Genomic DNA, 13,366 nt, shown 5'->3' on the forward strand with positions numbered 1-13,366 from the left:
GGACAGTCGATCGGCACCGGTCGCCCAGAGCAGCGAGCCATCGGCACGGATGCAGCAAAGCCTGCAACACGAAGGGTCGGAGACGTCCGCGGCCTGGCGATGGAAGCCCGTGGGTACGCAGCGGCGGCCTATCCTTGGAGAGATGTAGCCCGGACGCGGAAGGTCGCGCCCTATCCGCGCGGGACTACATCGCCAGGACGCGGCGGCTCGCGGCCCGCGCGCAGGGATCCGCAGACAGGCCGCACGCCACGATTCACCACGACGCTTGGCAGCAACAATCAAGTCATCCACAGATTCAACCTGAGAATTGAGGCTTCGATGAACACCAACAAAACGAACGGACCGATTCTCCTTCGCAACACCATGGCCTTCGATCGGCAGCACGCGGCCGAGTTCAAGAGAGCCATCGTCACTGCGGTCGAGTTCGCCAACAAGCACGCTCCACAGCTGATGGTTCAGACCTACGTCGACGATGAGAAGGGCCTCTGTTACAGCTTCCAGTTGTTCCAGGACTCCGACGCGATGCTTCGCCACTGGCAGGTGTCTGACCCGAACATCGCCGAGGTCATGAAATATTGCGTGATTCGCAGCATGGAGGTGTATGGCAGCCCCAGCCAAGCCGTGCGCGACGGTATTCTGGGCTCCGTCGGTGAAGCCAACGTGTCGTTCACGCCAGAGCTCGTCGGGTTTTGCCGTCTTGGCTAGGTTCAAGCTTCACACGTCTCGCCCATGAGCCGAACCGACTCGGCTGAAGGGCAGCCCGGGTCTGTTCCTGCGGGCGTCGTCCGGTTGCTCGAACCGCACGGGCCTCGCGGCTAACGCGAGGGTTCTCACTCGCAGCTCGCCCCGCAAAAGGCCCGTGCTCGCTCTCGTACCGTCCTTCATCGCCCTCGTCGAACCCCTTGGCTGGACGACGCAGGCGCGTAGTTTCCGCTCGCTCCTCACGCTTCCGACGGGCTGGATCTCCGGACCGGCCAAGCGGATCGCGAGCAAGCCCCCCGCTCGGACTCCCGCGAGGAAGGGGCGCGGTGGTCGCCCGGCGGCCATCGTCACCGCGCCGGCGGCCATCGTCACACCGCCGGCGGCCATCGTCACCGCGCCGGCGGCCATCGTCACACCGCCGGCAAGCCGTCGTCACCTCGCCGGCGGCCATCGTCATACCGCCAGCAAGCCGTCGTCTCGCCATCACCGACGGTTGTCACCTCGTCGGCGGTGCAGGCGGCTGCGCGGTGCCTTCGATGCAGCCCTGCGGCTGCGCCGTGCAGCGTGGCCGGCCAGGCGGATCGTGTCGCGCCCGCCGGAGGCGCCTGCGAAGGTCAGGACGAACGTGCTGCCGAACCCGCCTTGAGCGCATCGTGCATCGCTTCGCGCGTCCCGGTTCCGGCGAGGAGGTGCCACTTTCGCAGCGTCGCCAGGTCGCGCATGCCTTCCACGGCGGACCGCAGCGCCGGCAGCATCGGACCGAACCGGGCCTCGTACAGCTCGATGGTCCCCTGCGCCCCCCCTGCACCAACCCCTGTTTACGCCCCTGCTCGAGGAGCTGCTCGACGAGCTCCTGGGTGGTCATCATGAACTCCCCTTCTTCCGGCGCGGTCGGACCAGGCTTGGCGATCTCGACCCGGAAGCGTGGCAGAGGAGGCCCGAGCGCGAGGGCGCGCGCCGGCGCATCGCCGTCAGCGCGCGGCGATCCCCGATTGCCCCCGCAGCCGCGGCGGCTTGCCGTGGTTGGCCCGCCGAGACCGCGATTCCCTCGTGTCCTCCTCGCCCGCGCGCCCGCGCGACGCTCCCGCGCCGGAGAGCTGCGAGCGGTGCGGAGCTTGCTCCCCTCGCCCGCAGGCGCAACACCATGGGCATGGCCAGCGGCGACAAGAAGCGGCGCATCGTCATCGGCGGCGCCACCGGCTATCTCGGTCGATACCTCGTGCGGAGCGCGCATGCCCGTGGCTACCTCGTGCGGGCGCTCGCGCGCTCGGAGGCGCGCCTTGGCCCTGTGCGCCCGCTGTGCGACGAGGTCTTCGTCGCCGAGGCGACGAGGCCGGACACGCTCGCGGGTCTGTGCGATGGGGCCGACTTCGTCGTGAGCTCCCTGGGCAACCGCACCCTCGCGCGGAAGCCCGACTGCTTCGACGTCGACTGCCAGGCCAACATGAACCTCCTCGCCCGTGCGCGTGAGGCCGGCGTCTCGCAGTTCGTCTTCGTCTCGGTCCTGGGTGGCGCGGAGGCCCGCGGGCGCGTGCCGCAGATCGAGGCGCGCGAGCGCGTGGTCGATGCGCTCCGGGCCGGCGCGCCGGCGTGGACCATCATCCGGCCATCCGGCTTCTTCAACGACATGGCCGAGGTGCTCGCCATGGCGAAGCGGGGGCGCGTGTGGATCCCGGGCGGCAACGCCCGCTTCAACCCCATCCACGGCGCGGATCTCGCGGAGGTCTGCCTCGACGCGGTGGGGAACGCCGAGGCGTACGGTCGCGAGATCCCGGCAGGCGGACCGGACGTGATGACCCTGCGCGAGATCGGCGCGCTCGCCTTCGAGGCGCTCGGCAAGCCGCCTCGGATCAGCGCCATCCCGCCGTGGATGCTCACCGCGATGGGGACGGCGGTCCGGCCGTTCAACGTCAACCTGGCGAGCCTCATCCTCATGATGTCGGCTCTCGCGACCAGCGACGCCGGGTGCGACGCCTACGGCACGCACCGGCTCCGCGACTTCTTTCACGAGCTCGCGGCAGCGGGCGGGGACGCATCGCCTCCGTCGACCTGATCGGAGAGACAGCCGGACGGCATCGCGCCCGCTGGAAGCGCCTGCGGAGGTCAGGACGAACGCGCTGCCGAAGCGGCGGAGACGGCGTCGTGCATCGCTTCACGCGTCGCTGTGCCGGCGAGGAGGTGCCACCGGCGCAGCGTCCCCAGGTCGCGCATGCCTTCCACGGCGGACCGCAGCGCCGACGGCATCGGACCGAACCGGGCCTCGTACAGCTCGATGGTCGCCTGCGCCAACCCCTGTTTACGCCCCTGCTCGATGAACTGCTCGACGAGCTCCTGGGTGGTCATCATGAACTCCTCTTCTTCCGGCGTGGTCGGACCAGGCTTGGCGATCTCGACCCGGAAGCGTAGCAGAGGCCCGACCGCAATGGTGCGCTCCGGCGCATCCTCCGCCAGCTCGCGGAGATCCTCGATCGCCTCCCGTAGCACGCGCCCCCCGCCCATCAGCCGGATCAGGATGGTCGAGCGCTCGCGGGGCAGCTCTCCCAGCACGACCACCAGGGCCCGCAGCAGCCTGGGGCCTTCGTACACGCCCGCGGGCCACCCGGCCCTCGGCCCCGCGCGCAGGCCGTCGAGCACCGCCGTGGGACGCCCGGTCGACAGCACCCACAGGAACGGCGGCTCTGCCGCGCGATCCCGGGCCACGCAGCTTCGGCATGCGGCAAGGTGCTTCTGCAAGCACGCACGCGCCTCGTCCGCGCTCGGCGTGTCGCTGTACGCCTCGATGGTGCACGTCGTGGCCGCGATGCGGCCGAGCAGGCCGAGCCGCGCGCGATCCGAGGCGCGCGACGGGTCGGGCTCGTACCACACGTCCGCGTGCTGCGTCTCCCCGGCGATCTCCGCGTCGGTCACGACCTTGCCCGTCGGAGCGAGCCCCTCCTGCGCGACGTCCTTCGCCAGCCGATCGAACCGGTTTCGCATCGCGGGCGCAGGCTCGCATGACGCGCAGAGGACACGAAGAAACTGGCTCTCTCCGGCCGCGCACGATTCATCGCAGGATCGCGTAACACGCAGCCCCGCCGGTCGGCCCCACGCCCGTCAGGGCGCCGGCGCCGGCGCCGGTGCCGCCGCCGGCGCCTTCGCCGCGCCGGCCTCGCCGGGCCCCTCCCCTGCCGCTTCCGGCTCCGCCACCAGGAGGATCTCGATCCTCCGGTTCCTCGCCCGCCCGTCCTGCGTGGTGTTCGCCGCCGCCGGCGCGAACTCGCCGTATCCGGCCGCGGATAGGCTCCGGGGCGCCACCCCGCCCTGGATCAGCGCCTGGACCACCGCCACCGCGCGCGCCGTCGTGAGCTCCCAGCTCGACGGGAACCTCGCGCTCTTCACCTTCCTGTCGTCCGTGTGCCCGGCCACCTGGAATCTCTGGTCCGGCATCGTCCGGAGCGCCTTGGCGATCTCGGCCAGCACCGCCCGCCCCCGCCGCTTGATCCCGGCCCTCCCGGCGTCGAACAGCACGTCGCTCGGCACCTCGATCACCACCTGCCCGGCGCGCAGCCCGACGCGGACCTTCGCGGCGGCGGCCACCGCGTCCAGCCGGGTCACGAGGTCGCGCACCCGCGCGGCGCGCGCCTCGGCCGCCGCCTGCTGCTGGCGCAGCGCGTCGAGCCTGGCCCGCGTCTCGGCGAGCTCCGCCGACAGGCTGCCGCGCTCGCTCGCGAGCTGCCCCACGCTCTGCCCGGCGCTCCGGAGCCGCGCCGACAGCTCCGCGTTGAGCGCGGCGAGCTCGTCGAGCTGCCGCGCGAGCCCGGCCTCCGTCGTCGTCGCCTCCGACAGCCGCAGGTCGCGCGCCCGGAGGTCGTCCGCGAGGCGCGCGAGCTCCTCCTCGAGCGCGGCGACCTGCGCGGACCGCTGCGCCGCCTCGGCGCGGGCGAGCTCCGCCGCGGCCTGCGCCTTGCTCCCTTCCTCGCGCGCCCTCCGGATCTCCGCGCGCGCCTCGTCGTACAGCTCCTGCCGGACGAGGCAGCCCGGCGTCGCGAGCGCGAGCACCCCTGCCGCGAGCAGCCGCACCGCCACCGCGGCCGGGCGCCGCGAGAACCACGCCGGGAACTTGCCGGCCATTGTCGTGTGTCTCATGAATCGCGCGCACTCTGGCATGAAACCTCGGGCGTGACGAAATCGTGGACAATCCCCCCACGCGCGCCGCCGAACAACCCATCCCGCGGGCGCGCGCCGCCCAACGACCCATCCTGCGGCCGCCCGCCGCCCAACGACCCATCCCGCGGGCCGCGAACCCTGGTAGCCTCGGCGCCGTGAGCTCTCGGCGAACCTGGTCTTCCGTGGGCGCCCTGGCCGCGGCGATGCTCTCGGCCAGCGCGGCGGCCGCGTTCCCGCATGTCGTCCGCCCCGGGGAGACCCTCGCGCAGATCGCGGAGCGCACCTACGGGCGCGTGCAGATGGAGCAGGTGCTCGTCGCCGCCAACGCGCTCGACGCGGGCGCCGGCGTGCCGATCATGCCCGGCCTCCGGCTGGAGATCCCCGCGCTCGGCCACCACCGCGTGACCGCCGGCGAGACCTGGGCGAGCCTCGCGGAGCGCATGCTCGGCGCCGCCGACCGCAGCGACGTCCTCGCGCTCGCGAACGACACGATGCCCTGGATCGAGCCGACCGACGGCCAGGAGATCATCATCCCGTACAACCTGCGGTACGTCGTCGGCCAGAACGACAACCTGCTCACCATCGCGTACCGCTTCATGGGCAAGCGGGACAACGCGTGGATGCTCCACAAGTACAACCACCTCAAGAAGAACCCGCTCCGCCGGGGCATGGTGATCCTCGTGCCGCTCACGGACCTGCCGCTCACGCCCGAGGGCAAGGCCGAGGCCGCGAGCGCCGGGGCGCTGGTGCGCTCCGAGGGCGCCGGCCGCGCGCGCGAGGCCCAGCGCCGCGTCGACGCCGAGCTGCCGCAGCTCGCGAGCGACGTGCGGAGCGGCCGCTACATCGACGCCGTGGCCCGGGCGAACCGCCTGCTCGGCTACGGCGACCTCGCCCGGATGCAGGTCGCCACGCTGCACCGGCACCTGCTCGAGGCCTACGCCGCGCTCGACGCCACCGGCCTCGCCGAGACCGCCTGCACCGCCTGGCGCGAGGCCGATCCGACCGTGCGGCTCGATCCCATCGAGCTGAGCCCGAAGATCGTGCGCGCCTGCACCGCGCCCTCGGCGCTGCCCCTGAGCGCGCCCCCGCCGGAGCCCGCGCCGGCGAACCCGGCCGACGCGGGCCCGTCGCGGTGACATCGCCCGGGCCCGCGCCCGATCGCCTGCCCGTCGGGCACCGCGTCGGGTCCCGGTACACCGTGCTCTCGATCATCGGCGAGGGCGCCACCGGCGTCGTGTACCTCGCCGCCCGCGACGAGGACGGCCAGCGCGTCGCGCTCAAGGTCATCCACCGGCACCTCTACGGCGATCGCCAGATCTTCGGGCGCTACCACCGCGAAGCCGCCATCCTGAAGCGCCTGAAGGGCCCTCACGTCGTCGGGATGCTCGATTTCATCGAGGAAGACGGCCTCCTCGTGATCGCGCTGGAGCACATCGACGGCAGCTCCCTGGAGGAGCTCCTGTGGAAGCACGCGCCCATCGACATCGACCGCGCGGTGGAGATCGCCCTCCAGATCTGCTCCGCGCTCGAGGCCGCGCACGCGGCGGGCGTGGTGCATCGCGACCTGAAGCCCGCCAACGTGCTCATCGAGCCCCTCGACGCGCCCTCGCCGGACGGCCCCGCGGCGCCGCTCGCGGGCCGCGTCCGCGTGGTCGATTTCGGGCTCGCGAAGGTGGTCCACGGCGATCAGATGACGACCGGGCTCACCGAACAGGACATGATATTCGGCACGCCCGAGTACATGGCCCCCGAGCAGGTGCGCGGAGAGGACGCCGACCCGCGTTGCGACATCTATGCGCTCGGCTGCATCCTTTACGAGATGGCCGTCGGCGCCGTGCCCTTCGACAAGCGGACGCCCATCGCCGTGATGACGGCGCACATCGCCGAGCAGCCGCCCTCGCCGCGCTCCGGCGGACGCGCCGGCCGCATCTCGGCCGGCCTCGAGGCCGTCATCCTGAGGGCCCTCGCCAAGGACCCGGCGGAGCGGCACCCGAGCGCCCGGGCCTTCGCCGACGCCCTGCGCGCCTGCCGCGAGCGGCGCGTCGTGGGCCACGCCGCCGCCGATCTCGACGGCGCCACCTCGAGGACCGATCTGCAGCTCGGTAAGACCGCGCTGGATCACGCGACGCCCGTCCATGACGAGGCTCGTCCCCTGGACCCCGGCCGCCCCGACGCGTACCGGGACAGCGCGGTGGTCCGGGAGCGGCCCGCGACCAGGCTCGCGGTCCTCGAGGACAGCCTCGACGACGCGGCGGCGCCGGGCAGCCGCTCGCGCGAGCGGCTCCTCTGGACCGTGGTGGCCATTCTCTTCGCGAGCGCCGGCATCGCGATCGGCGCGCTGTTCGGGGCGCGGTGATCCCGCTCCAACCCCGAGATGCGAAATCGGCGTGGCGCGCGCGGACCGTGGCAGTCCCGATCGCGCTCGCGGGCGGCGCCGGGCTGCCTGCGCCTCAGGCGGCGCTGGACGCCCCCGCGGGGGCCGCTCGGCGCGTCGAGACGGCGAGCAGCCGCGTGAGCTCCTCGCCGCTCAGGGTCTCCTTGAGCACGAGCGCCTCCGCGGCCGCTTCCAGGCTCTCGCGGCGATCGTGGAGCAGCTGCTTGGCCTTCAGGTACATCTCGCCGAGCCGCTCGCGCACCTCCTCGTCGACCTCGCGCGCGGTCTCCTCGCTGCAGGTGCGCTCCTCCTGGACCACGCCGAGCAGCGGCGCGCCGAGGTTGCGCGAGAGCGTGGGCAGCCCGAGCCGCCGGCTCATCCCGAGCCGCGTCACCATCTCGCGGGCGAGCGCGGTGGCCCGCCCGAGATCGTCGTGCGCGCCACTCGACACCTCGCCGAGCGCGATCTCCTCCGCCGCCCTGCCGCCGAGCATCACGGTGATGCGCGACTCGATCTCCTGCTCGGTGACGAGCTGGCGCTCGTCGCGGGGCACCTGGATGGTGACGCCGAGCGCGCCGATCGTGCGCGCCACGATCGACACCCGCTCGACCGGATCGGCCGCCGGCAGCGCCAGCGCGACGAGCGCGTGCCCCGCCTCGTGGTAGGCGACGCGCCGCCGCTCCTCCGGGGTCATGATCTGCCCGCGGCGCCGGAGCCCGAGCAGCGAGCGGTCGAGCGCCTCGTCGAAGTCGGCCTGCGCGAGCTCCTTGGCGCCGCGCCGCGCGCCGGCGAGCGCCGCCTCGTTGACGATCTTGGCCAGGTCGGCCCCGACCATGCCCGGCGTGCGGCGCGCCACGAGCCCGAGGTCCACGTCGTTGCCGAGCGGCACCCGGCGCGCGTGCACCGCGAGGATCGCCTCGCGGCCCCGCAGATCGGGGCGGTCGACGATGACCTGGCGGTCGAAGCGCCCGGGCCGCAAGAGGGCCGGATCGAGCACCTCGGGCCGGTTGGTCGCCGCCATCAGGATCACGGTGGTGCGGGCGTCGAAGCCGTCGAGCTCGGCGAGGAGCTGGTGGAGGGTCTGCTCGCGCTCGTCGTGGGTCGAGATGGCGCTGAGGCCGCCCCGGGTCCTGCCCACCGCGTCGATCTCGTCGATGAACACGATGCTGGGCGCGCTCTTGCGCGCCTGCTCGAAGAGCTCGCGCACCCGCGCGGCCCCGAGCCCCACGAACATCTCGACGAACTCGCTCGCGTTGAGCGAGTAGAACGGCACGTCCGCCTCGCCCGCGACGGCGCGCGCGAGCAGCGTCTTGCCGGTGCCGGGTGGCCCGATCAGCAACAGGCCGCGCGGGATCCGCCCGCCGAGCGAGCGGTACCGCGACGGCTCCTTGAGGAAGTCGACGACCTCGATGAGCTCGTCCTTCGCCTCGTCGACCCCCGCGACGTCGGAGAAGCGCACCGGCTCCTGCCTGGACCGATCGTAGACCTTCGCCTTGCTGCGCAGGAACCCGAGCGGCCCCCCCGGCCCCTGCCCCGCCCGGCGCAGCATCATGAAGAACAGCGCGTTGATCAGGATCAGCGGGAGCAGCCAGACCGCCACCTGCAGCCACGCCGAGGACTGGGCGCTCTTCGCCTCGATGCCCACCTCGCCGTCGAGCAGCGCCCGCACGAGCGGCTCGTCCTCGACGCCGGGCAGCCGCGTCACGCGGACGCGCTCCTCGGGCCGCTCCGCGTCGCCGCGGCGGCGCAGCTCGATCTCGTCGGGCTTCACGACCGCCGACGCGATCTCCCCGCGGCGCACCGCGGCGACCGCCTCGTCGTACGGCACGAGCCGCGGCCCCGGCGGCTTGAGGAGCCCGGAAAAGAGGAGGACCACGGCGGCGATCAGCAGGTACCCGATCCACGCGCGCAACGCCGGCTTCCTCTCGTCCCCCATCCCATGGAGCTGATGTGTGGCGGGCGTCGCCTCGGCAAGCCCTTGGACGCGGAAGAACGGGAAAGGGAGCGATAAAGCCGCCTGAGGGGAGGAGCCCTGGCGCTCAGTCCCCGCGGCGCAGCGCGAGGTCCAGGATCTCCGTCCCGCCGTTGACGCTCTCGACGTGCCGGAACCCGCCCTCGCCGCGCTCGAGCAGCGAGGCCTTCTCGACGGGGCGGCCGTCGACCACGCGGTTGTCGATCACGAGGAGCAACCCGCCCCGCGGGAGGGCGCGATAGAGGTTGCGCGTCGCCCGCCGGATGGCCGCGTCGGGGAGGAACGCGCGGTTCAGGAGGTTCGCGATCTTCACGACCGTGGGCGCGGGGCCGTCCCAGGGCTCGAGGACGTTGTAGGCCCGGACGATCACGCGGGCGTCGCGGCGCGCCACCTCGCGCAGGCGCGGCTGGACGAGGGATACCTCGGGATACGCCGGATCGAACGGCGGGATGCCGCCGCGGAGCCAAGGCAGCGCCCTGCGCAGCCACCCCGCGCGCACCTCCGCCGCGGGGTAGACCACCCAGCGCGGGGTGGCGATGAGGACGCAGGTGCCGTCCTCCGCGTCATAAAGGAAGGCGCGCCCGCGGTCGTCGGTGCGCGCTCGCAGCGAGAGCGTCCTGTCGGTCACGTAGTACGCCGCGAAGCGGTCGCCGAGCGCCGCGAGGAGATCGAGCGAGGTGCTCCCGTCGGCCGCGCCCACGTCCAGGACCACGGGGCTGCTGCCCCGGAGCGCTCGTGCGAGCAAGGCGTCGCCCTGCCGGTGCCTTCCCGGCCGGGTCGACCGGGTGGTGCCGCGCAGCACGAACAGCGAGCTCCGGGCCGCGAAGGCGTCGGGCGCGGCGATCCGCTCGGACGCGAGCAGGTCCCGCGGGTCCGGGAGGGCGATCCTCCGCGGGAGCGGGAGCGCCGGCCAGCCAGCTCGGTTCAACCGAAAGGGGACTCTCATCGACCGTCGCGCCGCCCGGTGCGCTCCTCTCAGGACGTGTCCGGCGAGACCTGGACGCCTGCGCGTAGGGAATGCGGCCCGGCCGGGCATGTCAAGGTCGCCCCGCGGCGGGCGGGGGCCGCAGCAGGGTGAACGCCCCGGGGATCCGGGGTAAGAAGCGCCCCTGTGCCGCCCCCTCCCGCCCGCGCCTCGCTCGCCGCGTTTCCCATCGACTGGGGTGGGCTCGCCCCGCTGCGCCTCAAGTCGCGCGCCATCGCCGAGGGCGTCTACGCCGGGATGCACCGCAGCGTCCGCAAGGGCGCCGGCGTGGAGTTCGGCGGGCAGCGGCCGTACGTGCCCGGCGACGATCTCCGCTTCTTCGATCGCCGCGCCCTGCTCCGGCACGACCGCCTCATGGTGCGCGAGTTCGAGACCGAGACCGATCGCGCCCTCTGGCTCTGCGTCGACGCGACCGCCTCGATGTCCTACCGCGGCCGGCGCGCCCCCGCCGCCAAGGTCGCGTACGCGGCGCTCATCGCCGCGGCCATGGCCCGGGTCGCGCTCGCCACCGGCGACCCCGTGGGGCTCGCATGGCTCGGCGGCGCCGGCACCCACGGCCTGCCCGCGATGGCGGGGCGCGAGGCGTTCGAGCGGATCGCCTTCGTCCTCGAGGCCGCCTCCGCCGCCCAGGACTGGAGCGGCGACGCCGGCGCGATCGAGCGCGCGCTCGCGCCCATCGCCAGGAAGGCCCGCCGCGGCGCGGTCGTCCTGCTCATCTCGGATCTCCTGGATCTCGCCGATGAACCGGGCGGCGCGGGCAGCGCGCTCGCCGCGTTCGCGAAGCTCGGCACCGGCGGCCGCACGCTGATCGCGCTCCAGGTGCTCGACCCCACCGAGGCGGAGCTCGACTTCGAGGGCAACGTGCGGCTCCGCGCCCTGGAGGGCGGCGCCGTGGTCGAGGCCGACGCGGGCGCGGTCCGCGCGCAGTACCAGGCGCGCCTCGCCGCCCTGACCGAGGTCTGGGCGCGCGAGCTCGCGTCGCGCGGCGGCCGGCTGCTCCGCGCGACGAGCGCGGATCCGCCGACCGACGTCGTCCGCGCCCTCGTGCAGGCGATCGCCGAGGTGCGGCGATGAGCTTCGTCACGCTCGGGGCGCTGCTCGTCGCGCTGCTCGTCGGCGCGCCGGTCGCCGCGCACCTCTTGCGCCGGCGCCGCGCCGAGGAGCGGCCGTTCCCGCCCGCGCGCCTCGTCCCGCCCACGCCCCCCGCGGCGCGCCGCCGGAGCCTGCTCGAGGACCGCGCCCTGTTCGCCACGCGGGCCCTGTCGGTGCTCGCGCTCGCGGTGCTCGGCGCCACGCCGCTCCTGCGCTGCTCGCACCTGTCGCTCAGCCGCAAGGCCGGCGCGTCCGTCGCGCTCGCCATCGTCCTCGACGACTCGCTGAGCATGCGCGCGCGCGTCGCCGGCGCGCGCGGCGCGGCGGAGGGCGACGCGCCCTCGCGGTTCGAGCGCGCGCTCGAGGCCGCGCGCGAGCTCACCGGCGGCCTCGCGCCCGGCGACGCCGCGGCGCTCGTCCTCGCGGGCGCCCCGGCCCGCGTCGCCCTCGCGTCGACGACCAACCTCGCCACCGTCGCCGAGGCGCTCGCCGCGGTCGCGCCGTCGGACCGCGCCACCGATCTCGACGGCGCCCTCGATCTGGCGCGCGATCTGCTGCGCGGGCTGCCCCAGCGCGACAAGCGCATCGTGCTCCTCAGCGACCTCGCGGACGGCGCCCCCGGCGCGCCGCCGATCGCGGGCAGCCCCGACATCGCCACGTGGGTGCCCCTCGCGGAGCTCGAGGCGGACGGCGAGGACTGCGGCATCGTCCGCGCCGAGCGCTCCGGCCAGAGGGCGCGCGTCCGCGTCGTCTGCACCGCGGCCGCGGCCGCAGCGCCGCCCGGGCCCGCCGCCGCAGCGCGCGACCGCGGCGCCGCACCGCCGGCCGCCGCGGGCGCCTCCGCCGCCGCGGGGAGGTCCCTCGAGGTCCGCGCCGGCGACGCGGTGCTCGGCCAGGTCGCGCTCGATCCGGCGCTGCGCGCGGAGGAGCTCGCGCTCGACCTGCCCGCCGAGACGCCCGAGATCCTGACCGCCGCGCTCACGGGCAGCGACGCGATCGGCGAGGACGACCGCGCGCCGATCATCCCTGCCGGCGGCTCGCTCTCGATCGCGGTCGTCGTCGACCCGGCGACCACGCACGTCGAGACGGGCGGCCCTCCGCCGCTCGAGCAGGCGCTCACGGCGCTCGACCTCGACGCCCAGATCAGGCCGCTGCCGTCCGTACCGGAGCACGCGGACGAGCTCGCCGCGCACGCCGGGCTGATCGTGGACGACGCCCCCGGCTTCACGCCGGAGGTCCGCCGCTCGCTCGCCGCGTGGGTCGAGCGCGGCGGCGTCGCGCTCCTGACGCTCGGCCAGCGCGCGGCCGCGGCGCCGCTCGGCGCCGGGTTCGAGCCGCTGGTGCCCGGCGTCGTCCGCTGGTCGGCGTCCCCGGTGCCCGGCGTGGATCCCGCCACGGCCGGCTGGCTCGGCCCGTCCGCGGCCGGCCTCGCCGACGTCGCCCCGCGCGGCCGGGCCACCCTGGATCCGGCGGCCACCGAGGGCGCCGAGGTGCTCGCCCGGTGGAAGGACGGCGCCCCGTTCCTCGTGCGCCGCCCGCTCGGGCGCGGCGTCGTGCTGCTCATGACGCTGCCGCTCAGCACCGAGGAGAGCGACGTCGCCTTGCGGCCGGCGTTCCTCTCGCTGCTCGACGGCTTCGTCGGCGCCGCGCGCGCCCGCGGCGGCGCGCGGCGCATCGCCGCGGGCGAGGCGTGGACGTTCGACGGCTACCGCGACGTCAAGGTCGAGCGCGTCCGGTACGAGGGCGGCGGGGCCGCCGCCGGCGAGCGCGCGCGCGAGGCGCTCCCCGTCCTGGAGATCGAGCGGCGGCTGCGGGCCTCGCCCGGGCTCGCCGGGCTGTACGAGCTCACGCTCGACGGCGAGCGCTCCGTGCGCGTCGTGTCGGTCCCGGAGCGGGAGATCGACCTGCGCCCCCGGCGGGTCGCCGAGGGCGCCCGCGCGGCCGAGCTGGGCGGCATGTCCGCGTCGATCGACGCGTCGCCGTACGTGGCGCTCGCGCTGCTCGTGCTGCTCGCGGCCGAGCTCGTGCTGCGCGGCGTCGGGTGGCGGCGGGCGCCGGCGGAGGGCCAGGCCGGCTGAAGCCGGCCGCCCTGCGC

At 74.5% G+C, this 13,366-nt stretch carries 11 protein-coding genes; 6 read left to right on the forward strand and 5 right to left on the reverse strand.

Translation table 11 applies throughout. From position 1 onward, the window contains the following. Positions 1 to 318: 318 nt before the first annotated feature. Positions 319 to 705, forward strand: coding sequence for a hypothetical protein (locus WMF31_RS34055; protein WP_436605942.1), 387 nt, complete (start codon positions 319 to 321; stop codon positions 703 to 705). A gap of 611 nt (positions 706 to 1,316) precedes the next feature. Here the strand turns inward: WMF31_RS34055 and WMF31_RS34060 are convergent. Continuing rightward, positions 1,317 to 1,457, reverse strand: coding sequence for a hypothetical protein (locus WMF31_RS34060; RefSeq protein WP_436605943.1), 141 nt, complete (start codon positions 1,455 to 1,457; stop codon positions 1,317 to 1,319). A gap of 389 nt (positions 1,458 to 1,846) precedes the next feature. Between WMF31_RS34060 and WMF31_RS34065 the strand changes: the two genes are divergently transcribed. After that, the gene (locus WMF31_RS34065; RefSeq protein WP_436605944.1) at positions 1,847 to 2,755 is read left to right on the forward strand and encodes an SDR family oxidoreductase; all 909 of its coding nucleotides are present in this window, start codon (positions 1,847 to 1,849) and stop codon (positions 2,753 to 2,755) included. A gap of 50 nt (positions 2,756 to 2,805) precedes the next feature. Here WMF31_RS34065 and WMF31_RS34070 read toward each other — a convergent pair whose 3' ends face one another. Together WMF31_RS34070 and WMF31_RS34075 are read right to left on the reverse strand one after the other, a co-directional pair. Beyond that, positions 2,806 to 3,678 (reverse strand): hypothetical protein, encoded by an 873-nt coding sequence (locus WMF31_RS34070; protein ID WP_436605945.1) that lies wholly within the window; start codon positions 3,676 to 3,678, stop codon positions 2,806 to 2,808. A 117-nt stretch (positions 3,679 to 3,795) separates the two neighbouring features. Then, complete coding sequence (locus tag WMF31_RS34075; RefSeq protein WP_436605946.1) at positions 3,796 to 4,827, reverse strand: OmpA family protein; 1,032 nt, start codon at positions 4,825 to 4,827, stop codon at positions 3,796 to 3,798. 176 nt (positions 4,828 to 5,003) lie between these two features. On the opposite strand from WMF31_RS34075, the gene WMF31_RS34080 reads away from it, so the two are divergent. Continuing rightward, the gene (locus tag WMF31_RS34080; RefSeq protein ID WP_436605947.1) at positions 5,004 to 5,984 is read left to right on the forward strand and encodes a LysM peptidoglycan-binding domain-containing protein; all 981 of its coding nucleotides are present in this window, start codon (positions 5,004 to 5,006) and stop codon (positions 5,982 to 5,984) included. Continuing rightward, the gene (locus tag WMF31_RS34085; protein ID WP_436605948.1) at positions 5,981 to 7,204 is read left to right on the forward strand and encodes a serine/threonine-protein kinase; all 1,224 of its coding nucleotides are present in this window, start codon (positions 5,981 to 5,983) and stop codon (positions 7,202 to 7,204) included. The genes WMF31_RS34080 and WMF31_RS34085 overlap by 4 nt, the downstream gene beginning before the upstream one ends. 94 nt (positions 7,205 to 7,298) lie before the next feature. Here WMF31_RS34085 and ftsH read toward each other — a convergent pair whose 3' ends face one another. After that, a complete protein-coding gene (gene ftsH, locus WMF31_RS34090; protein WP_436605949.1) occupies positions 7,299 to 9,134 on the reverse strand; it encodes an ATP-dependent zinc metalloprotease FtsH in 1,836 nt (611 codons plus the stop codon). Positions 9,135 to 9,261: 127 nt separating this feature from the next. Continuing rightward, entirely contained in the window at positions 9,262 to 10,122 is an 861-nt protein-coding gene (locus WMF31_RS34095) for a hypothetical protein (RefSeq protein WP_436605950.1), read from the reverse strand. Between the two features lie 183 nt (positions 10,123 to 10,305). Between WMF31_RS34095 and WMF31_RS34100 the strand changes: the two genes are divergently transcribed. Further along, positions 10,306 to 11,253 carry a DUF58 domain-containing protein gene (locus tag WMF31_RS34100; protein WP_436605951.1) on the forward strand — a complete coding sequence of 316 codons (948 nt, stop codon included), beginning with the start codon at positions 10,306 to 10,308 and terminating at the stop codon, positions 11,251 to 11,253. Continuing rightward, positions 11,250 to 13,349 (forward strand): VWA domain-containing protein, encoded by a 2,100-nt coding sequence (locus tag WMF31_RS34105; protein ID WP_436605952.1) that lies wholly within the window; start codon positions 11,250 to 11,252, stop codon positions 13,347 to 13,349. The genes WMF31_RS34100 and WMF31_RS34105 overlap by 4 nt, the downstream gene beginning before the upstream one ends. The last annotated feature ends 17 nt before the right edge of the window (positions 13,350 to 13,366 follow it).

It is taken from the genome of Sorangium sp. So ce1036 (assembly GCF_051369805.1).
GTDB lineage: Bacteria > Myxococcota_A > Polyangia > Polyangiales > Polyangiaceae > Sorangium > Sorangium cellulosum_F.

Excerpts from the sequence above, each read along its gene's own strand:
- WMF31_RS34075 (WP_436605946.1), bottom strand. The coding sequence starts at position 4,827 with ATGAGACACACGACAATGGCCGGCAAGTTCCCGGCGTGGTTCTCGCGG.
- WMF31_RS34105 (WP_436605952.1), top strand. The coding sequence starts at position 11,250 with ATGAGCTTCGTCACGCTCGGGGCGCTGCTCGTCGCGCTGCTCGTCGGC.
- WMF31_RS34060 (WP_436605943.1), bottom strand. The coding sequence starts at position 1,457 with ATGCTGCCGGCGCTGCGGTCCGCCGTGGAAGGCATGCGCGACCTGGCG.
- WMF31_RS34055 (WP_436605942.1), top strand. The coding sequence starts at position 319 with ATGAACACCAACAAAACGAACGGACCGATTCTCCTTCGCAACACCATG.
- WMF31_RS34065 (WP_436605944.1), top strand. The coding sequence starts at position 1,847 with ATGGGCATGGCCAGCGGCGACAAGAAGCGGCGCATCGTCATCGGCGGC.
- WMF31_RS34070 (WP_436605945.1), bottom strand. The coding sequence starts at position 3,678 with ATGCGAAACCGGTTCGATCGGCTGGCGAAGGACGTCGCGCAGGAGGGG.